The organism is Microbacterium sp. (assembly GCF_041641055.1).
GTDB lineage: Bacteria > Actinomycetota > Actinomycetes > Actinomycetales > Microbacteriaceae > Microbacterium.
On record NZ_JBEPZB010000001.1, the window covers coordinates 118990 to 139688 of the forward strand.

17 protein-coding genes are annotated in these 20699 nt (G+C 70.1%); 11 read left to right on the top strand and 6 right to left on the bottom strand.

The annotated features are described in order from the left end of the window. Window positions 1-91 precede the first annotated feature (91 nt). Complete coding sequence (locus tag ACESK8_RS00505) at window positions 92-1369, top strand: TetR/AcrR family transcriptional regulator (protein WP_372966826.1); 1278 nt, start codon at window positions 92-94, stop codon at window positions 1367-1369. A 42-nt stretch (window positions 1370-1411) separates the two neighbouring features. Here the strand turns inward: ACESK8_RS00505 and recQ are convergent, their stop codons facing one another. After that, a complete protein-coding gene (gene recQ, locus ACESK8_RS00510) occupies window positions 1412-3514 on the bottom strand; it encodes a DNA helicase RecQ (RefSeq protein ID WP_372966827.1) in 2103 nt (700 codons plus the stop codon). Between the two features lie 100 nt (window positions 3515-3614). On the opposite strand from recQ, the gene ACESK8_RS00515 reads away from it, so the two are divergent. After that, window positions 3615-3932 carry a GNAT family N-acetyltransferase gene (locus ACESK8_RS00515; RefSeq protein ID WP_372966828.1) on the top strand — a complete coding sequence of 106 codons (318 nt, stop codon included), beginning with the start codon at window positions 3615-3617 and terminating at the stop codon, window positions 3930-3932. Between the two features lie 27 nt (window positions 3933-3959). On the opposite strand, the gene ACESK8_RS00520 is transcribed toward ACESK8_RS00515, so the two are convergent. After that, window positions 3960-4340, bottom strand: a complete 381-nt coding sequence (locus ACESK8_RS00520; RefSeq protein ID WP_372966829.1) for a hypothetical protein — start codon at window positions 4338-4340, stop codon at window positions 3960-3962. A 64-nt stretch (window positions 4341-4404) separates the two neighbouring features. Here ACESK8_RS00520 and ACESK8_RS00525 point away from each other — a divergent pair, with 64 nt between their 5' ends. After that, window positions 4405-5370, top strand: coding sequence for a pirin family protein (locus ACESK8_RS00525; RefSeq protein ID WP_372966830.1), 966 nt, complete (start codon window positions 4405-4407; stop codon window positions 5368-5370). A gap of 55 nt (window positions 5371-5425) precedes the next feature. On the opposite strand, the gene ACESK8_RS00530 is transcribed toward ACESK8_RS00525, so the two are convergent. Beyond that, window positions 5426-8479, bottom strand: coding sequence for a S8 family peptidase (locus ACESK8_RS00530; protein WP_372966831.1), 3054 nt, complete (start codon window positions 8477-8479; stop codon window positions 5426-5428). Between the two features lie 145 nt (window positions 8480-8624). Between ACESK8_RS00530 and ACESK8_RS00535 the strand changes: the two genes are divergently transcribed. The 5 genes from ACESK8_RS00535 (at window position 8625) to ACESK8_RS00555 (ending at window position 13355) form a co-directional block, all read left to right on the top strand. Beyond that, window positions 8625-9167, top strand: coding sequence for an ECF transporter S component (locus tag ACESK8_RS00535; protein WP_372966832.1), 543 nt, complete (start codon window positions 8625-8627; stop codon window positions 9165-9167). 93 nt (window positions 9168-9260) lie between these two features. Continuing rightward, on the top strand, window positions 9261-10991 hold the full coding sequence (locus tag ACESK8_RS00540) for an ABC transporter ATP-binding protein (protein ID WP_372966833.1): 1731 nt from the start codon (window positions 9261-9263) through the stop codon (window positions 10989-10991). Then, window positions 10988-11806: an energy-coupling factor transporter transmembrane component T gene (locus ACESK8_RS00545; RefSeq protein ID WP_372966834.1), complete on the top strand. Its 819-nt coding sequence runs from the start codon at window positions 10988-10990 to the stop codon at window positions 11804-11806. The genes ACESK8_RS00540 and ACESK8_RS00545 overlap by 4 nt, the downstream gene beginning before the upstream one ends. A gap of 11 nt (window positions 11807-11817) precedes the next feature. After that, on the top strand, window positions 11818-12693 hold the full coding sequence (locus ACESK8_RS00550) for a siderophore-interacting protein (protein WP_372966835.1): 876 nt from the start codon (window positions 11818-11820) through the stop codon (window positions 12691-12693). Between the two features lie 86 nt (window positions 12694-12779). Continuing rightward, a complete protein-coding gene (locus ACESK8_RS00555) occupies window positions 12780-13355 on the top strand; it encodes an ECF transporter S component (RefSeq protein WP_372966836.1) in 576 nt (191 codons plus the stop codon). Window positions 13356-13750: 395 nt separating this feature from the next. Here the strand turns inward: ACESK8_RS00555 and ACESK8_RS00560 are convergent, their stop codons facing one another. Beyond that, a complete protein-coding gene (locus tag ACESK8_RS00560; protein WP_372966837.1) occupies window positions 13751-14914 on the bottom strand; it encodes an acyl-CoA dehydrogenase family protein in 1164 nt (387 codons plus the stop codon). A gap of 195 nt (window positions 14915-15109) precedes the next feature. Continuing rightward, window positions 15110-16045 (bottom strand): M15 family metallopeptidase, encoded by a 936-nt coding sequence (locus ACESK8_RS00565; RefSeq protein WP_372966838.1) that lies wholly within the window; start codon window positions 16043-16045, stop codon window positions 15110-15112. Between the two features lie 83 nt (window positions 16046-16128). On the opposite strand from ACESK8_RS00565, the gene ACESK8_RS00570 reads away from it, so the two are divergent. The 3 genes from ACESK8_RS00570 (at window position 16129) to ACESK8_RS00580 (ending at window position 18065) form a co-directional block, all read left to right on the top strand. Further along, window positions 16129-17178 carry an Rv2578c family radical SAM protein gene (locus tag ACESK8_RS00570; protein ID WP_372966839.1) on the top strand — a complete coding sequence of 350 codons (1050 nt, stop codon included), beginning with the start codon at window positions 16129-16131 and terminating at the stop codon, window positions 17176-17178. A gap of 49 nt (window positions 17179-17227) precedes the next feature. After that, entirely contained in the window at window positions 17228-17452 is a 225-nt protein-coding gene (locus ACESK8_RS00575; protein ID WP_372966840.1) for a hypothetical protein, read from the top strand. Window positions 17453-17525: 73 nt separating this feature from the next. After that, window positions 17526-18065 carry a YaeQ family protein gene (locus tag ACESK8_RS00580; protein WP_372966841.1) on the top strand — a complete coding sequence of 180 codons (540 nt, stop codon included), beginning with the start codon at window positions 17526-17528 and terminating at the stop codon, window positions 18063-18065. Between the two features lie 200 nt (window positions 18066-18265). On the opposite strand, the gene ACESK8_RS00585 is transcribed toward ACESK8_RS00580, so the two are convergent. Then, the gene (locus ACESK8_RS00585) at window positions 18266-20605 is read right to left on the bottom strand and encodes a DEAD/DEAH box helicase (RefSeq protein WP_372966842.1); all 2340 of its coding nucleotides are present in this window, start codon (window positions 20603-20605) and stop codon (window positions 18266-18268) included. Window positions 20606-20699 lie beyond the last annotated feature (94 nt).

Genomic DNA, 20699 nt, shown 5'->3' on the forward strand with positions numbered 1-20699 from the left:
GTGAGGATGACAATACCGGAATATCGACCGCTTGGTAAGTGAATGTCTACCGATCGGTAATGAGAGAGAATGAGAGGGGAAGGGGGCAGCGATGACGACGGTGACCACGGCGGGCTCACGGCGGACCCGCGCTGCGGCGACGAGGCAGCGGATCGTCGATGCCGCCCGCGACCTGTTCGTCTCCGACGGCTATCGTGCGACGTCTCTCCGCGACATCGCGACGGCCGCATCGGTCAGCCACCCCGGACTCCTCGGGCACTTCGCCTCGAAGGACGACCTGCTCGCCGAGGTCGTCGCCGGGTTCGAGGCCGAGAACGAGCGGGCCTTCGACCTGATCGCCGCCGCATCCGGTTCGGGTGAGCTGATCTTCGCCGAGGTCGCCAGACGCAACGCCCGCACCCCGGGCTACCTCGAGCTGTTCGCCGCATTGACCGGCGAGGCCTCCGCGCCCGAGCATCCCGCGCACGAGCGGATGCGGGAGCGCTATGCCCGGTTGCGGGAGCTCAGTTCCGAGGTGCTGGAAGACGCGGCGCTGCACGGCACCGTCGACGCCGACCGTGATGTCGCCGATGAGACCACCCGCCACATGGCGGGCTGGGACGGCCTGCAGCTGATCTCGCAATATCTGCCGGATCGCGTCGACGTCGTCCAGATGCTCGAGGAGCGCGAGGCGCTCTGGGCACTGCCCTACGGGTGGCGGGAGGCCGACGAGCCCAACCCCTCCGACGTCGCCGCCGGCCCGCTGCCTCCACTCTTCGGCGGCGACCAGGATGCCGACCCGGAGGCGGGGTATGAGGTGGGCCGTCGACGGCGCACGCAGATCCTCACGGACGCGACGCGACTCTTCTCGAAGGACGGATACGGGGACACGAGCCTGCGGGACATCGCGGAGGCCGTCGGCGTCTCCAAATCCACGCTGCTGCACCACTACCCGTCGAAGGAGCTGCTGCTGAGCGCGGTCCTGTCCGAGCGCGACCGGGCGATCAGGGCGCGCACCGAGGTCGTGCTGGCCGAGCGGGCCGGCGACGCGCTGCGCGGCATCCCCGATGGCGCCAGAGTGAGCGCGCTCGACGAGCCGGGGCTGATCGAGGTGTACGCCGTGCTGTCGTGCGAGGCAGTGCCCGCTGCGCATCCGGCGCACGAGTACTTCGCGACGCGGTTCGCCGAGGCGGTCGACTACTTCACCGAGCTCTTCCGTCTCGCGCAGAGCGACGGCGACCTGCCCGCGCACCGCGACCCGGAGCACGAGGCGATCTGGCTGGTCGCGCTCTGGGACGGTCTGCAGTACCAGTGGCTGTACGACCGGGAAGCGGTCGACGTCGCGGCACTCCTGCGCGCCCATCTGGACGACGTGCTCCCCCGGCGTTGAACCCCGCGGCGCCGAGCGCGTGGAGCGCCGCGGAGCTGCTGCTCAGGCTGCGGCGATGACCGCGAGCACTCCCTCGCCGTAGGCGTCGCGCTTCTTGGCGCCGATGCCGGTGATGCCGTCGAGGTCGGCCAGCGACGCGGGGCGATGCTCGGCGAGTGCGCGCAAGGTGGCATCTCCGAAGACGATGTACGCGGGCACCCCCTGCTCGCGAGCGGTTTCGGCGCGCCAGGCGCGCAGCGCCTCGAACAGTCCACGGTCGGCCTGATCCAGAGCATCCGCCGCACTCGCCTTGCGGGCTCGAGGAGTGGATGCGGGGCGCCCGATCGTGTCCTTGCGCAGGGGCACCGGCGTCTCGCCCTTGAGCACCCCGGCAGCCTGCTCGCCGGGAGCGAGGGTGCCGTAGTCGCCCTGGGCGGCGAGGATGCCCCGTGCGAGGAGCTGCCGGACGACGCTGCGCCAGTCCTGATCCGACAGGTCGGCGCCGATGCCGTACGTCGCGAGCTTCTCGTGACCCTGCTGCCGGATGCGCTCGGTCGAGGCTCCGCGCAGGATGTCGATCAGATGACCTGCGCCGAACGACTGATTGCGCTCCCGCTTGAGGCGCACGATCGTCGAGAGGAGCTTCTGCGCGGGGACCAGCCCGTCGAACGTCGCCGTCTCCTCGAGGCAGGTGTCGCAGTTGCCGCACGGCTGCGACTCCTGACCGAAGTAGCCGAGGAGGTTCTGCCGGCGGCACTCGACAGTCTCGCACAGCGCGAGCATCGCATCGAGGTGCTGGCCCATCCGCATCTTGAACGTGCGATCGCCGGGACTCTGGTCGATCATGCGGCGCTGCTGCACCACGTCACCCAGGCCGTACGCCATCCAGGCGATCGACGGCTCGCCGTCACGGCCCGCGCGACCGGTCTCCTGGTAGTAGCCCTCGACGGACTTGGGAAGGTCGATGTGCGCGACGAAGCGCACGTCCGGCTTGTCGATGCCCATGCCGAAGGCGATCGTGGCGACCATCACGACGCCGTCTTCGCGCAGGAACCGCGACTGGTTGGCCGCTCGCACCTCGGCGGGCAGGCCCGCGTGGTACGGCAGGGCGTCGAAACCCTGGGCGGCCAGATACGTCGCGGTCTGCTCGACGGACTTGCGACTCAGGGCGTAGACGATGCCCACCGACCCCTCCGGCTGCGCGCGGATGAAGGAGACCAGCTGCTTGCGCGGGTCGACCTTGGGCACGATCCGGTACTGGATGTTGGGCCGGTCGAAACTCGCGACGTAGTGCTCGGCCCTCGCCCGTCCGTCGGTGCCGTCGAGGCGCAGCCGCTCGGTCAGCTCCTGGTGGGTCGCGCGCGTCGCCGTCGCCGTGAGCGCCATGCGCGGGACGCCGGGGAACCGCTCGCCGAGATCGCCCAGGGCGAGGTAGTCGGGCCGGAAGTCGTGGCCCCACTGCGACACGCAGTGCGCCTCGTCGATCGCGATGACGCTGAGCGTCCCGCGCTGCAGCAGCGCGGTCGTCTGGGGCGAGGAGAGACGCTCCGGGGCGACGTAGATGAGGTCGAGCTCGCCGGCGACATACGCGCGCTCGACCTCGCGGCGCTCGTCGATCGCCTGCGTCGAATTCAGATATGCCGCGTTCACGCCGTTCGCACGCAGCGCGTCGACCTGGTCGTGCATGAGAGCGATCAGCGGGCTGATCACGAGACCGGTCCCCTCGCGCACGAGTGCCGGGACCTGGTACGTCACGCTCTTGCCGCCGCCGGTGGGCATCAGCACGACCGCATCGCCGCCGCCGATGACGTGCTCGACGATCGCGGCCTGGTCACCGCGGAACTCGTCGTACCCGAAGACCGTGTGCAGCGCCTCGGCCGCGGTCGGATACCGACTCGGGGCTGCTCGCCTGACGGCGGGCGTGGATGACGGCGCCGTCGGTGCAGTACGACCGACGGTGCTGCGACCGACGGTGGCAGACCGACCGGCAGCGGTGGTGACCGGCGTCACGGGGCCCTGGCCCCAGTCGAGCGGCGGCTCGTAACCGGCGCCCTGCGGTTCCCAATCCATCGGCTCCGGCGGCTCGGAGGGCTCCCACCCTCCCTCGTCCCACGGTTCGTCCGCGTACGGCAGATCCTCGTACGGGTCACGGGGGGTCTGCGGCATTCCTCCAGCGTAACGACCCCCGCCGACGTCGGCTGCTTCGCGTCGACCCCGCGCCGTCTCCACGGGCGTAGGTTGGTGGCAGACGCCCGAAGGAGCCCCGATGACCGACATCACCGTCACCCGCGACGACGCCGCCTCCCGCTACGAGATCCGCTCCGGCGAGACGCTCGCGGGCTTCGCCGAGTTCGACCTGCGCCCCGGTGCCATCCGCTTCGTGCACACCGAGATCGATCCCGCGTTCCAGGGCCAGGGACTCGCCGGCCTCCTGGCCGAACGAGCGCTCACCGATGCCACGGCATCCGGCGAGGCGATCGTGCCGCTGTGCCCGTACATCGCCAAGTACCTCACCACGCACGAGATCCCCGGCGCGGAGATCCGCTGGCCGAAGCGTCCTGGCACGGCACCCGCGGAAGCGTGATCCGCGATCTGATCCGGCTCAGCCGGCCTACTGCAGGCAGGTGCCGGTGTAGTACTCGAACAGCGCCTCGCCCGACGCCTTGACGTCGTCGTCGTAGGCGGTCATGAGGGCCGTCGGATCGTCGCCGATCGCGTCGACGGCGACCGTCAGATACCCCTCCCACGCCTTCAGGTCGTCGGCGAGCTCAGGCGTCGGCGGCTCGAGCTCCTCGACGAGTGCGAGGCGGGCCTGGACGTCGCCCTCCGTGTTCATCCCCGCGATCAGCGGCGAGAAGGCCGTCGCCGCCGTCTGGGTGTCGTCGAAGAGCGGGCCGCAGAAGTCCGCGTCACCGCCGGAGGCGCATCCGGACAGCATGACGGCCGATGCACCGAGGGCGAGCAGGATAATGGGAGTGCGTCGAGCGATCATCCGCCGAGCCTACGAGTCCGCTCGACAGCCGGGGTGCCGACGCACCTGAGCGAGGGAGAATCGGATGACGGAGATCGCGAGCACGTCAGATGTCGCCGGCGAGAGCGCAGTGCGGATCGGCGAACGCCGCATCGTCCTCGAGCCGCGCGAGGTGCCCCTCGGCGGCGTGCGCGGCATGAGCGTGCTGCGCGTGCTGCCGCACCGCAACCTCCCCACGATCGGCGCCTGGTGCTTCCTCGACCGCTTCGGTCCCGCCGACACCCGCATGCGCGTCGAACCGCATCCGCACATCGGACTGCAGACGGTGACCTGGCCGCTGATCGGCGAGATCCGACACCGCGACTCGCTCGGCAGCGACGCCGACCTGCGGCGCGGCCAGTTGAACCTGATGACGGCCGGCAACGGCATCTCGCACTCCGAGTACTCGATCGGCGAGGGCCCCGTGCCGCTCGACGCCCTGCAGCTCTGGGTGGTGCTGCCCGAGGGTGCGAGGCACGGAGACGGCGGCTTCGAACGCCACACGGACCTGCCCGCGGTCACCCTCAGCGCCGAGGACGGACCGGATGCCACTGCCACCGTCGTGCTCGGCGAGTTCGCCGGCGTGACCTCGCCCGCGACCGTGCACACGCCCATCGTCGGTGCCGAGATCACGGTCCCCGCCGGCGCCCGCGTGCGCCTCCCGCTGCGAGCGGACTGGGAGCACGCGCTGATGCTCGTCGAGGGCGACGCGATCGTGTCGACGCATGAGCTCGCGCGGAACGACATGCTCTACCTCGGCGACTCGCGGGAGGCCGTCGAGGTCTCGAGCACGGAGGGTGCTCTCCTCTTCCTCGTCGGCGGCGAGCCCTTCGAGGACGAGATCGTGATGTGGTGGAACTTCGCCGGACGCACCCACGAAGAGGTCGTCGAGGCGCGCACCGATTGGGAGGCGGCCGCCGACCGCTTCGGCGTCGTCGAGGGGCACGACGTGCGCATCCCCGCACCGCCCCTGCCCGACGTACGGCTGATGCCGCGGGGCCGCAGGATCTGACCGCACGCAGCGGCGCCCCGCGCTCCGAAGAGCACGGGGCGCCGCTGACCGGATGCTACTGCGCGTCGACCGTGACGACCGTGCGCACGTCCGACTCGCCGTACTGAACGAGCCCGAGGTAGCGGGTGCCGGCGGTCAGGCCGGTCCAGCTGAGCTCGTAGCTCGTCGCCTGCCCGCGGACGGCGGGGATCGGGTTCGGGTTCGCGGTGAACGCGCCCTCTCCGTCAGGCTGGACGTTGGCGTAGGTCATGTCCCACGTCATCGGAGCGGTCGTCGAGTACACGTTGGCCACGACCAGGTAGGTGCCGGCCGTGGGTGCGGGCAGCGTCACCCGCTCATCGGCCGACCCCGTCGCCGACTGCCAGCGCTCGTAGTAGCGCAGGTCGTCGGGGCTCACGACCCGGTAGACCGTGAGGTCGAGGTCGCTTCCGGTGTCATCCGACGAATCGAGGTCGAAGCGCGAGAGGGTGCTGCCCTCCGGCACGTCCACGATCCACGACACGTCCTTGTTCTCTTCTCCCGACGCCTCGTCGCCCGAGTGTCCGGCGACCCGGCCGTCCGGGTCCTCCAGCAGCGTGAACGGCGTGAGACCGGAGAGACCGAGGGCGAGGTCGCCGTCGACTCCCGGGGTCAGGTCGACGGTGGTCGACCCGTCGACGCCGGTGCCCGAGACCTCGGCCGGAGCATCCGCCGTGACCGGGAACACCGCGATCGGCGAGCGCACCGCGTTGCTCTTGCTCTTCCAGGTCAGCGATCCCGTCGCCCACTGCTCGACCGGAGCGCTCTGGTTGTCGAAGGTGACGGTGTACGTCGCCTTCTGACCGGGCTTGGTGAACTTCAGGGTCGACGGCTTCACCGTGACCTTGACACCGGGCAGATCCACGGATGCCGTGAAGGTGCCCTTCTCGGTCGCCGTCACGGTGCGGGTGACGGTCTGGGCGCTCGCGAGCGACCCGATCGAGAACGAGGCGACGTTCAGATCACTGCCGTCGATCGGCTCGCCGGGGTAGTCGGCCAGACCCTTGCCCTCGAGGAACGCCACCCAGTCGGGCACGTCGTTCAGATAGAGCAGACCCGGGTTGAACATCCGCTTCGGGTCGACCTGACCCGCGCCCTGCTGGAACGGATCCTTGTTCTTCGAGCCGTCCGGGTTGACCGTGTCGTATGCCGTGGTCATCATCGCGGACTTGATCTCGGCGGGCTTGGCGTTCGGCCGCTCGCCGAGGTACAGAGCCGCGAGACCCGCGATGTGCGGAGAGGCCATCGAGGTGCCCGACAGGATGCCGAAGGTCGGCTTCTCACCCGGCGCGTTCTGCGTCGCCGCGAGGATCGCCACACCCGGAGCCGCGATGTCGGGCTTCATGATGTCGCTGCCGTCGGCCAGCATCGGTCCTCGGCTCGAGAAGCCCGCGATCTGAGGAACCGGCGTGACCACTCCGGTGGTGTTCTTGCCCACCAGCGAGATCGAACGGTCCGTGCCGCCCTGCACGTACGCCAGCACGGCCGCGCGGTGCGCGGAGGCGAGGTGCACGGTCGGAACGGCGTGGAAGTCGTTGTCGAGCGAGTCGGCAGCGCCCGGCACGTTCACGAGGACCATGCCCTTGCCGCCGGCATCCTTCACGACCTGGGACTTCTCGGCCCTGGCGTTGTTGCCGCGGTCGCAGACCACGATGTGGCCGGCCACCTTCGCCGCATCCAACGAGCCGGGCAGGCAGACGGCCGCGTCGGCCGCGGCCTTCCCTGCGGCCGGGGCGTCTCCCGCGTAGATCGAGGGGCCGGTCACGGTCGTGCCGAACGGCACGCTCACCGATGCACCGGCCTGCGCGAAGCCGGGGAACTGCACCGTGCCTTCCCAGGTCGGGATGGTGGATGCTGCGACCGTCGTGTACCACGGCGAAGCGTGGTCGGCGGTGACGGAGTCGGGCCCGTCGTTGCCCGCGCTGGTCGCGACGAAGACCCCCGCCGCTGCGGCGTTGAAGAACGCGATGTCCTCGGGGGCGAGGACGGTGGATGCCGCTCCGCCGCCGATCGAATAGTTGATCACGTCGACGCCGTCGGCGACGGCCTGGTCGATCGCGGCGATCAGGTCGCTGCCCGCGCAGATGTCATCGGTGGTGACGGCCTCGTCCGGTCCGACGTAGCAGGCCTTGTAGGCCGCGACCTTGGCGCCGGGCGCGACGCCGGACACCTTGCCGAAGTCGACGGTCTCGATCGACGCCTTGACGCCGAAGTTGCCGGCAGCGGTACTCGCGGTGTGCGAGCCGTGGCCGTCGCCGTCACGCGGCGAGAGGTAGTCGTACTGGAAGTCGAAGCCTGCCGCCGCAGCACCGGCGGAGAAGTACTGCCCGCCGATCAGCTTCGTCGAGTAGTCGCTCTTGTCCCACTCCTGCGCCTCGACCATCGCCCCGCGGAACTGGCCGCCGTCGGACTTGTCGAAGTACACGTAGCTGCCGTCCGTGTAGGGCTGGGTGCCCTTGTGGCGCTTGTCGCTCTTCTTCTGCTTCTTGAGGTCCTTGCCGTCGAACGACGGGTGCTCGGGGGCGATGCCGGTGTCGATGACACCCACGACCACGCCTTCGCCGGCCTTCTCGACGCCGCCGGTCTGCTGCCAGACGCCGCCGCGGCCCTTCTTGTCGTCACCGAGACCGAGGAAGCTGGTCGAGGTCTGGGCGTCGGGGTGCCGGACGAAGTCGGGATAGACGCCGTAGACGTCCTTCGAGGCGCGGAGCTTGTCGACCTGCTCGCCGGAGAGCTCTGCGCTGAAGCCGTTGAGAACCACCTGATACGTGGTCTCCGGGGTGATGCCCGCCTCCTGCGCGACAGTCTTCTGCTCGGTCTCGAGGTGCTGGACGTATCGCTGGGAGTCCTTGGACTGGGTCTCGAGCTGCTCGCCCTCCGCGGGCTTGGTGGCCTTCAGACCCTTGACGTCGCCGGTGTAGCTGGCGAGAGGGTCGGACTTGAGGACGACGATGTAGCGCCCTGGCGTGCCTTCGACCGGAGTGGGGTGGTTCACCTCCTCCGTCCCTGCGTAGCCTGCGGTTGCCGTCGACGCGATGAACAGCGTGGCCAGGGTGGTGGCCGCTGCCATCCGGAGGGGTGTTCGACCCATGTGCTTCTCCCGATGATCACGGTACGACTGCGTTGCCGCACCGCCGTTCAAGCTACGCCCGCCTTCCGTCACCACACCAGAGTCGGGGATTATTCCTGGACGAACGGCCAGCCGAGTCGCCAATGGTCGACAGTAGGCTGGAGGTGTGGCCGCCTCCCCCGTTCTGACGACTCGAGTGCTGCTCGTCTGTGCCGCGATCGGCGTCGCCACGGGCATCCTGGGCGGGATCGCCGGCTGGCTGACGCTGCCGGTCCTCGCGGGACCGGCCTTCCTCTACGGACTCGTGCTGGGATCCCACGTGCTGCCGGGGATCATCGCGCAGGAGGTGCTGCGTCGGCCGTGGGTCGCTCTCGTCACGCATGTGATCGCCGCCCTCATCTCCAGCGCGTTCAACCCCGCGTGGTCGCTGCGGTTCATCGGTACGGCGCTGCTGTTCGGCGCGATCCAGGAGGGCATCGCGGCCCTCACGCGCTACCGCGCCTGGGGCGCCTGGCGCTTCTTCCTCTCGGCCGGAGTGATCGGCGTGGTCGTGGCGATCGTGGTCTTCTTCGCCGCGCACCTGGCCGTGCTGCCGCCGTGGGCGCAGATCACGTACCTGGTGATCTCGGTGCTGGGACCGATCGCCTGGACGGCGGTGGGTCTCGCGGTCGGCGCGGCCCTCAGCCGCGCGGGCGTCGCACGGCGCTGACGCCCGGCATCCGCTCGCGATGCTTCGCGTGCAGATCAGGTAAGGCTCAGCTAAGTTGGTGGGGTACCTTTTCGCCGAGACCGGGGACCCGCCGTGCGCTCATCTGCGCCTCTTCTCCGCGTGCGTGACCTCTCGATCACGCACGCCGACGCCGTGCACCCCTCTCCGAGCGACGTCGACTTCGACATCCACCCTGGCGAGGTCGTGCTCCTGCTCGGCCCCTCCGGATCGGGCAAGTCGACTCTGACCCTCGCGCTGAACGGGCTCATCCCGCACGCCGTCCCCGCGACCATGACGGGCACCGTCGAGGCCGGCGGGCTGCGCACCTCCGACGCCCACACGGCGACCCTGAGCACGCGGGTGGCGATGGTGTTCCAGGATCCCGACGCCCAGATCGTCACCGGAACCGTCTACGACGAGGTCGCGTTCGGACCAGAGAACCTGCTGCTGTCGCTCGACGAGGTGCGGGCGCGAACCGAGGAGTCCCTGCGACGGGTCGGCCTCTGGGAACGACGGGACGAGAACCCCGATCGACTCTCCGGCGGCGGACGACAGCGACTCGCGATCGCGTGCGCCCTCGCCATGGGGTCGCCGTTGATCGTGCTCGACGAGCCGACCGCGAACCTCGACCCGCAGGGCATCGACGACGTCTACGCCGCGCTGAGCGACGTGGTCGGCGCGGGAGACCGCGCGATCCTGCTGGTCGAGCACAACCTCGACGCCGCGATGGGTTTCGTGACCCGCACGATCGTGCTCGATCGTGCCGGTCGGCTCGCCTTCGACGGACCGCCGTCCGAGGTCATCCGCTCGCACACGCCGGAGCTGCTCGAGATGGGGGTCTGGCTTCCGGCCGCGACGCTCGCGGCGCTGCGGATGCAGGATGCCGGCACCCTGCCCCGCGACGTGCTGCCGCTCACGCCGGAGGAGCTGGCCGCCGCCGTCACGGCTGCCCGTCCGCAGGCCGCCCGTGCACAGGCCGACCGTCCGCAGGCCGCCCTTCCGCAGGCCGCCCACCTGCAGGAGCCGACCACTCCCACTCCCACTCCCACTCCCACTCCCACTCCGACACCCATCATCAGCGCCCGCGGCCTCACCGTCCGTCGGCACCGCAGCGAGATCCTGCACGGCATCGACCTCGACATCGAGCCGGGCACGCTCACCGCGATCGTCGGCACCAACGGCGCAGGGAAGACCACGCTTCTGCAGTCGCTCGCCGGAGTCGTGCCGCCGCCCAGGCACCAGGTCAGCGTCGACGGGATGGACCCGGGCTCCGCCTCGCCGCGCGAGCTCGCCGCCCGCATCGGCTTCGTCTTCCAGAATCCCGAGCATCAGTTCATCGCGCACACGGTGTTCGACGAGCTGGCCCACGGCCTGCGGCTGCGGCGCACTCCGGATGCCGAGGTGCGGGAGCGCGTCGACTCGATGCTCGCCCGCTTCGGACTCGAGGCCAAGGCCGACGTGCATCCGTTCCTGCTCTCCGGCGGCGAGAAGCGCCGACTGTCGGTGGGCACCGCCCTGATCACGCGGCCGCGAGTGCTGGCCCTGGACGAGCCGACCTTCGGACAGGACCGCGCCAGAGCATCCGAGCTCCTCGCGCTGCTGCACGGTCTGCGGGACGAGGGCACCACGATCCTCATCGTCACGCACGACCTGCAGCTCGTCGCCGAGCACGCATCCCACACGATCGTGCTGCGTGACGGCCGGGTCCACGCGGCCGATCGCACCGCGGTCCTCTTCCGCGAGGAGCGCGCGTTCGTGGAGGCCGGCCTGCGCCTGCCGCTGCTCCAGCGGGTGCTCGCCGCCGCAGGGAGGCCTGTCGCATGAGCGCGCAGACCTTCGATCCGTATGCCGCGGTCACCGCCTCTTCGCCACGCCAGTTCCTGTATGCGCTCAACCCTCTGGCGAAGGTCGCCGGCGTCGCCCCCGCCATGCTCGTGCTCATCTTCGTGCGCGACCTCGCCACGCCCGCAGCGTTCCTGGCACTGGCGCTGCTGGTGATCATCGTCGGCGCGCGACTGACTCTCCGCACCGCCGCCCTCCTGTTCCTCGCACTGCCCGCGGGCATGGCTGCGATCGGTCTCGGATTCTCGCTGTGGGTCGACGCGAGCCGCGTCGACGACACCGCCGGCGTGCTGCAGCTCGGCCCGTGGACCCTCTACCAGGGCGCCCTCGTGATCGGCTTCGCGACCGCCGTGCGCCTCGGCGCGATCATCGCCCTCGCGCTCATCGGCGGCCTCACGACCGCGGGGCCCGACCTCGTCCGGGCGAGCGTGCAGCAGCTGCGCGTGCCCTACCGCGTCGGCTACACGGCCCTCGCCGCGTTCCGGTTCGTGCCGCGCTTCGGTCACGAACTCGCCGTCATCCGCGCCGCCCACCGGGTGCGCGGACATCACGGCGGCAGCGGGCCGTTCGCCCGCATCGCCCGCGGCTGGGGGTACATCGTGCCGCTGCTGGCCGGAGCGATCCGCCATGCCGAACGCGTTGCCCTCGCCATGGACTCCCGCGCCTTCGGCGCCCATCCGACTCGCACCGAACGCCACCTCGTGCCGTTCCGCGTGCGCGACACCGTGTTCATCGTCTGCTGTCTCGCCGTCTCGGCGGCGATCTTCACGGTCTTCTTCCCCTGGCAGCTGCCCTGAAAGGCCTCCGCATGGCATACAGCAAACTGGTCAAGCCCGAATCGTCCGAGCTCATCCACCTCAGCGTGATCCGGACCGAACGTCTGTCGGAGCACTGGATGAGGGTCACTCTCGGCGGCGGTGAGATCGAGAAGTTCCGTCCGATGGGCTTCGACCAGTGGTTCCGCCTCTTCCTGCCGATCGGAGGGGATGCCGGGCTCGACCGCGTTCCCGCGAAGGCGAACAAGATGTTCGGGTATCTGAAGTTCCTGCGCATCCCGGACGGCGAGCGACCCGTCATGCGCAACTACAGCGTGCGCGCATACCGGCCGGCCATTGCAGGGTCGGGCGCCGAGATCGACGTGGACTTCGTGCTGCACGGCTCGGCGGCGGACGGCACGGCCGGCCCCGCGTCACGCTGGGCCGAGACCTGCGCCCCGGGCGAGCACGTGCTCATCATCGACGAGGGTCTCACCTTCAATCCTCAGCGCGGCATCGACCGCGTCGTGCTGGTCGGCGACGAGACGGCGCTGCCCGCGATCGCCTCGATCTGCGCCTCGCTGCCCGCCGATGCGACCGGAACGGCGATCGTGGAGGTCCCCTCCGACGAGGATGCGCTGGAGTTCCTGCATCCGCTCGGCATCGACGTCGTCTGGATCGTGCGGCCGGAATCCGTCGCCCCCGGCACCCTCGCCCTGGCTCGCCTCGCCGAGACCGCGCTCCCGGAGGCGCCCTTCCACGCGTATGCCGCCGGCGAGCAGTCGCTCGCGGCGGGGGTGCGCAAGCACCTCGTCGGCGAGCGCGGTGTCGACAAGAACGCCGTCAGCTTCTGCGGCTACTGGAAGATCGGCGCGTCATCCCCCGCGTCGAAAACCGCCCGCGAGGCTGCAGCGGAGCCGCTCGCATGAGCGGGACGGATGCCGCCGGCTCGAACCCGTACGCGGAGCCGACCCCCGGTGCGGGGTCAGTTTCGCACCCCGAACAGGCTTCTGCGATGCAGAATCGACCCCGCAGCGAGGGCGGCCGCGGACGCTTCCGCTTCCCCACGGCCATCCTGCTGACCTGTGCCGCGCTCGGTGTGGCCGGGGGCGCCCTCCTGGCGCCGGCGAACTGGATCTCGACGTTCCTCTTCCTCGGCCTGCCGTTCGTCAGCGTCGGCCTCGCGGGGCTGTGGCTGCTCCCCTCGGTCGTCGCGCTGCGGCTGCTCCGCCGTCCGCTCGTCGGGCTGCTGGTCGGCCTGCTCGCCGGACTCGTGATCGTGCCGTTCTCCGGCTACGGCTTCGGCAGCGTCGCCACCAACCTCTGGTGGGCCGCCTTCACGGAGCTGCCGTTCCTCTTCGTCCTCTGGCGCTACTGGGGCACCTGGCTGCACTATCTCGGCGCCGTCATCGTCAGCATCGTGTATCCGGTGCTCGCATGGGCGTCATTCGACCTGGGCAGCTTCGAGCTCTGGGTGCAGATCGCGTTCTTCGCACTGACGTTCGCGAGCTGCCTGGGCGCCACGGCTCTCGGCATCCTGATCGCCGACCGGCTCCGTCGCGCCGGCGTCGGAGGACGTCTGCCCCGCTGACCCGCGACCTGATCCGTCGCGGTCCCCGCCCCCCGGCCCCTCCCGCCCTCTGTCACCGCCGCCCCACAGCCCTGCCCGCCCTACCCCTCCCGCCACCGCCCCTGCGCCCGGCCGGGCCATCTCCCGCCCCTGCGCCCGCCACCGAGCACAGCTTCGGATGCCGCGGCCGGCGCGCCGACGCTGCGCCCTGCATACCGGCGCGCCGCGCCACGATCTCCGAAGCTGTGCCCGGGAAAGTGGGGGGCGAAGACGCGGTTGGGGGGATTGGGGGGCGGTTGGGGGGATTGGGGGGCGGTTGGGGGGATTGGGGGGCGGGGTGCGGCTTCGGGGGCGGAGCGGGGACACACAGAAAGGGCCCCGGATGCGGCATCCGGGGCCCTTCTGTCGGCGATGCGTCAGCGCTTGCCGACGATCTGACGACCGACGAGGTCGCGCATGATCTCGTTCGTGCCGCCGTAGATGCGGTGCACCCGCGCATCCGTGAAGGCCCGTGCGATCGGATACTCCATGATGTAGCCGTAGCCGCCGTGCAGCTGCACACCCATGTCGAGCACCTCCCACTCGCGCTCGGTCGCCCAGAACTTCACCTTCGCGGCATCCTCAGCGGTGAGCGTGCTGTTCTGATAGGCGACCAGCGCGCGGTCGATGTACGCCCACATGGCGTCGGTGGTCGCAGACATGTCGGCGAGCCGGAAGCGGGTGTTCTGGAAGTCGGCGATGCGCTCTCCGAACGCCTCGCGGTCCTTCGTGTAGGCGACGGTCCAGTCGAGGGCGGCCTGGGCGGCGGCGGCAGCGGCGACGCCGATCGACAGACGCTCGAGCGGCAGGTTCAGCATCAGCTGGATGAAGCCCTGACCCTCCTTGCCGCTGATGAGGTTCTCGTCGGGGATGAACACGTCGGTGAAGCTGAGCTCGGCCGTATCCCAGCCGTGGAAGCCCATCTTGCGGAGCTTCTTGCTCTGGTCGAAGCCCTCCATGCCCTTCTCCACGAGCAGCAGGCTGAACGCGTCGGGCCGGTTGCCCTCGCCGGTCTTGACGAAGGTCACCACGACGTCCGCCGTCGTGCCGGACGAGATGAACGTCTTGGCGCCGTTGAGGATGTATCCCCCGTCGACCTTCTTGGCGTTGGTCTTGATGCCGCGCAGATCCGAACCCGCGCCCGGATCGGTCATCGCGAGCGCGCCGAGCACCTCGCCCGTGGCCATGCGGGGCAGCCACTTCTCCTTCTGCTCCTGCGTGCCCATGTGCACGAGGTACGGCACCGCCAGATCGTCCTGGATGCCGAACGCACCGGCGAGCGAACCCGCGCCGGAGGCGATGACCTCCTCCATCACGATGGTGCGGAACCGGTAGTCCTGCAGCATCCCTGCGCCGCCGAACTCCTCGGGGACGGACAGACCGATCAGACCCGCCTCGCCCGCGGCAAGCATGGTCGCCCGGTCGATCTCGCCCGCGGCATCCCACCGCTCGATCGCCTCGTTGCTCACGTGGCGCTTGACGAAGTCCTTGACGAGGTCGCGGAATGCCTCGTGATCCTCTTCGTAGATGTCGCGTTCCATTGCGTCCTCCCGAACGTTCGTGCGTCGTTGCTCCGGCGATTCTATGTCGGGCCGCCGACACGACGACAGCCCGTTGTGAGAATGCATCCCACAATCCGTGAGACTGGGTACCGCGATTGTCGGATGCCACCAGGCGGCATTCTGAGGGGCTTCACGACCCGCGGCGCGCTGCCCCCTGCGGGGCGCGCGCGACGGTCAGTGCGCGTAGTCGGGCGCTGCGGGGAGGCCGAAGAACTGCTCGAGGGTGTGATATCCGCCCTGATGGTATGCCGCAGCGAGCTCCCGCCCGATGTACCGCAGGTGCCACGGCTCGGGCTTGTAGCCGGTGATCCCCGACCCCGCCTGCTCGTATCGGACGATGAAGCCGTACTCCCAGGCGTTCGCCGCCACCCACTCCCCCTGCGCGGTGCCGCCGAACGATTCGATGTCGCCGCACGCCGGGTCGCAGGCGACGAGATCGAGGGCGAGCCCGGTCTGATGCTCGCTGTGACCCGCGCGCGCCGACGAGGCATCCGCTCCCGCCTGACCGCTGTCGCGCACGTGCGAGTCGTGCGTCGCCACCTGCAGCTCGTACGACCGGTAGCCGTTGTTCGCGCCGATGCGTCCCGCCCCTTCCGCAGCTGCGGCGTCGGCCAGCTCAGCCACCGCCGTGGCCACGTCGGAGCGCGCCTGCCCGGACTCGGTGGTCGTCTGCAGCGGGATATCGGCGAGGGACTGCGGATCGAACGTGATCGGGTCGAGAGGCCGCGCCTTGTTCACGACCACCCAGACGTGGGCGGGGTCGTCGAGGGCGATGCACGGGGCGTTGCCGGCGACGACGGCCGCCCGGAAGCTCTCGCCCCCGCCGAAGCCCGCGATGATCGCCGCATCGTCGGCGACCGAGATGGCCTGCTGCACGCGAGGCTCGGCGCACGGGTCCGCCGCGGTGGTCGCACCGACCTCGACGGCCGGCACCTCCTGTACGACGAGCGGCTGGGGCAGCGCCAACTCCGTCTGCACGGAGGTCGCCACCGGAGCACCGGCGAGGGACAGCAGGATGCCGATGGCGGTCGCGGCGAGACCGATCGGGAGGGCGGGACCGCGGATCGGGGACCGCGGGGCCGCATGCTGAGGCTGCGGCGGGACGTGCATCCTTCCATTGTCTCTTAAGTGGAACCGGATGAATGTGCGAGTTCGAGTTGACTCAGACTCGTCGTTATGTTCGAATGTCTGACATGCGGTGGCAAGGTCAGAAGCTCGGTGACGTCGATGCCGCTGCGCTGCCGGGGCTCGAGGATCGCTCGAGCGTCCTCCGCACGGTGACCACGCCCGAGTTCGCGGGGATGACATTCCACGAGGTCCTGTCGAAGTCGGCGCTCAACCACGTCCCCGGCGCATCCCGCATGCCCTTCGCGTGGACCATCAATCCCTACCGGGGGTGCAGCCACGCCTGCGTGTACTGCTTCGCCCGCGGCACGCACGAGTACCTCGACCTCGACGGCGGATCGGACTTCGACTCTCAGATCGTGGTGAAGGTCAACGTCGTCGAGGTGCTGCAGCGCGAGCTGCGGCGCGGCAGCTGGGAGCACGAGACGGTCGCGCTCGGGACCAACACGGATCCGTACCAGCGGGCGGAGGGGCGATACAAGCTGATGCCTGGCATCATCGACGCTCTCGCGGCATCGGGCACCCCGATGTCGATCCTCACCAAGGGAACACTGATCAGACGCGACATCCCGCTGCTCGTCAAGGCGGCGCAGCGGGTGCCGGTCGACATCCAGATGTCCATCGCGATGTACGACGACGACCTGCAGAAGGCGATCGAGCCCGGCACTCCGACGACTCAGGCGCGGCTCGACACCGTGCGGGCGCTGCGGGATGCCGGATTCCGCGTCACGGTGTTCCTGATGCCGATCATGCCGCACCTGACGGACTCGGTCGAGGCGATCGACACCGCTCTGCGGCGTATCAAGGAAGCGGGCGCGAGCCGCGTCATCTACGGCGCGCTCCACCTGCGCGCCGGTGTGAAGCCCTGGTTCCTGCAGTGGCTGGGCGATTACCGCCCCGACCTGGTCTCCTCGTATCGGGGACTGTATCCGGGCATCACGGCCGAAGCGCCCAAGGGCTATCGGAAGTGGCTCGCGCAGCGCGCTCGCCCGCTGATCCGGCTGCACGGCCTCGACGGCCAGCATGAGGACGACTACCCGGTGCGCGGCATCCGGTCATCTGCTCTGCCCCCGCGCCCCGCCGCCGCGCCAGCTCCGGCGCAGCCCATGCTGTTCTGAGTCCGTCGATGCCTGCGATGCCTGACCGATCGCGCGCTAGGTTGGCTGCATGTTCCGTGGATATGTCGCCCTGCTGTTCCTCGCCGGTCTCGCCGCCACCGTCTTCGGCACACTGATGCCGCTCGGCGGCGGAACGACGCTGGCGATGGTCGGGGCGGCGGCGCTCGGCGCCTCGTTCGTGCTGATCGGGATCGCGGTGCTCCGTGACGGCGACCGCCTCCGCGACGCGCACCGGGAGACGCGGCGACCGGAGCGGGAGTCGCGCGAGGTCTGACAGCTGACCGCAGGATTGCCACTGCTGCTCGCGCGGTCGGGCTCTCCCTCCGTGACGCGTAGGCTCAGTCCTTATGGCTACCGGCTCCACGATGCACACCTTCGACGTCCAGTTGGCCGACATGGATCGTGGGGTGTACGACGACTTCTCGCTGCGCGTCGCGCGGCATCCGTCCGAGACCGACGCCTACATGCTCACCCGCGTACTCGCCTACGGACTCGAGTTCGCGGAGGGCATCGCCTTCGGCGGCGGCATCTCGCAGACCGATGAGCCCGCCGTGCTCGTGCGGGACCTCACGGGGAGCATCACGGCCTGGATCGAGGTGGGCGCACCTGACGCCGAGCGGCTGCACTACGGCAGCAGACTCGCCGAGCGCACCGTCGTCTACACGCATCGCGACCCGGCCAAGGTCATGGCGCCGTGGGCGGACAAGCGCATCCACCGCTCCGAGGACATCCGCGTGTTCAGCTTCGACCCCGGCTTCGTCGAATCGGCCGCGCCGCTGATCGAGCGACGCAACACCGCCACCCTCACGGTGACGGAGCAGGTGCTGTACCTCGACCTCAACGGCACGTCGCTGACGACCGCGATCCACCAACACGAACTCGGCTGACCGGGGCGGACCGCCGCACGCTCGGAAGGAGATCTCGCGCTCCGAAGGACCGATTCATGGATCTGCTCCTTCGATGCGTGAGGACTCCTTCACAGGATGCGTCGGGATGCGTCGGGGCTCGCCGGATGCGTCCGAATATGCCGCTGCACGACGAAGGCCCCGCCCCACGGATGCGGGGACAGGGCCTTCGAACGTGACGGTCAGGCCGTGAGGTCAGCCGCGGTCGGCACGCGACCGGCGATCTCCTCGATCAGGTCGTCGTCGAGACGGGCGTTCTCGAACGGCGCGTCGATCTCGGCGCGGTCGAGCAGCTCGGTCATCCGACGCTGACGCTGACGCGTGATGAGGGTCACGACGCGACCCGAACGACCGGCGCGGCCGGTGCGGCCCGAGCGGTGCAGGTACGTCTTGTACTCGTCGGGGGCGTCCGCCTGGACGACCAGATCGATGTCATCGACGTGGATGCCGCGGGCGGCGACGTCCGTGGCGACGAGCACGTTGACCCGACCCGAGGTCAGGCGCTCGAGGTTGCGCGTGCGCTTGGCCTGGTTCAGGTCACCATGCAGCGAGACCGCGGGGATCCCGGCGTCGTCGAACTGCTCGGCGAGCATGTCGGCATAGGCGCGCGTGCGGGCGAAGACGAGGGTCTTGCCGTCGCGGTCGACGAGCGACGTGAGGATGTCGGCCTTGTCGCGGTGCTCGATCACGAGCACGCGGTGCTCGATGGTGCTCGAGTCCTGGTCCTCTCCTGCGACCTCGTAGACGGCCGGGTCGACGAGGAACTCGTCGACGAGAGCCGCGACCTCACGGTCGAGCGTGGCCGAGAAGAGGAGCTTCTGGCTGCCGTCGGCCGTGTGACGCAGGATGCGCTGCACGGGCTCGACGAATCCGAGCTCGCACATGTGGTCGGCCTCGTCGAGCACCGCGATGCGGCAGTCCGACAGGTCGAGCTTGCCCTGGTTGATCAGGTCCTCGATGCGCCCGGGGGTGCCGATGACGATGTCGACGCCCTTCTTCAGCGCGCCCACCTGGCGGCCCTGCGGCACACCACCGTAGATCTGCGTGGTGAACAGGCCGACGCTGCGCGCGATCGGCTGGATGGTGCGATCGATCTGCAGGGCGAGCTCGCGGGTCGGAGCGAGGATGATCGCGCGCGGCGAGCGGCCGAACTCACGACGCTTGCCCGCCTGCGACTGCAGCACGCGCTCGACGAGCGGTGCGCCGAAGGCGATGGTCTTGCCGGAGCCGGTGCGTCCACGGGCGAGGACGTCGCGCCCCTCGAGCACGGCCGGGATGCTGGCCGCCTGGATCGGGAACGGCGTCGCCGCGCCCATGCCGACGAGCGTCTCGACGATGTTGGATCCGAGGCCCAGATCGCCGAAGGTCACACCGTCGACCTCGACGGCCGCGACGGACTTCGCCTCGAGGCGCTCGTGCACGACGTCGTCGGTCGGCTCGAACTTCTTGGCGGGTGCCGCGCTCGACGTGGCGTTCCAGTCGTTGCGGCTGGGTCGCTCGTTGCGCGACGGCCGCCCGCGGGTGTCCGACGTCAGCGGACGGGGACGATCGGTGCGGTACGCGCCACCGGTCGAGGGACGCGAACGCTCGTCGCGGCCACCCTCGATCGAACGCTGAGTGCGGTCACGGTCGAAGGCACGACGCGCACGGTCAGCGTCGTACGAGCGCTCGGGGCGCTCGGCGCCGCCACGGTCATCGCGACGCGGGCCTGCGCCACGGTCGTCACGACGAGGACGGTCGTCACGGTTGAAACGCGGACGCTCGGCGGCCGCGCGGTCGAAGCGGGGACGCTCGGTACGGTCTCCCGAACGGGCAGGACGGTCGTCGCGGTTGAAGCGCGGACGCTCGGATGCCGCGCGGTCGTCGCGCTGCGGGCGCTCGTCGCGGTTGAAGCGCTGGCCACCGCGATCGTCGCGGAAGCGGCCGGAACGCTGGTCACGGCGGTCGTCGCGGCCCGGACGTCCGCCATCGCGGTGATCGTTGTCGCGGAAGCCCTGGCGCTGCGTGCCGGCACCGCGGTCGTCACGGCGCGGACGCTCGTCACGCTGGCCACCGCGCTCATCGCGGTACGTGCCGGGACCGGTGGGACGCTGGCCGGCGCGGTCATCCCGACGCGGACGGTCGAAGCCCGTGGAGCGGTCGTTGTAGCGCGGACGGTCGTCGCGGTTGTGCGGCGCTTCGCGGCGACCCGACTCCGCACGGTTGCGGATGCCACGGGCCTCATCGCGACCCGCGCGCTCCTGCGACGACCAGCGCTGCTTGGGAGCGGCGCCCTCTTCGGCGGGACGATAGCCGCGGTGGCTGGCGCTGCGGCTGCCGGGACGACGGTCGAAACCGGCCGCCGGGGTGCGGCGCTCGCCGGCATCCGCGCGTCCACCGCGGGCGTCACGGGAATCGCGGGTGTCGCGCCCGCCGTCGCGCCCGCCGGCGTGACGGTCGTGGAACGAGGTCTTGTTCGCGCCGTAGCGCGGCTCGAAGTTGGCGGACGGACGTCCGCCGCGGGGCTTCTTGTTCTTGGGCATGGGTGTGTCCTTCTGAGTTCTCGCACGAGAACAGCGCCGCGCACACGCGCGAGCACCCAGCGCCGGATCGGATGCGATCGGACGGGGTTCCGGA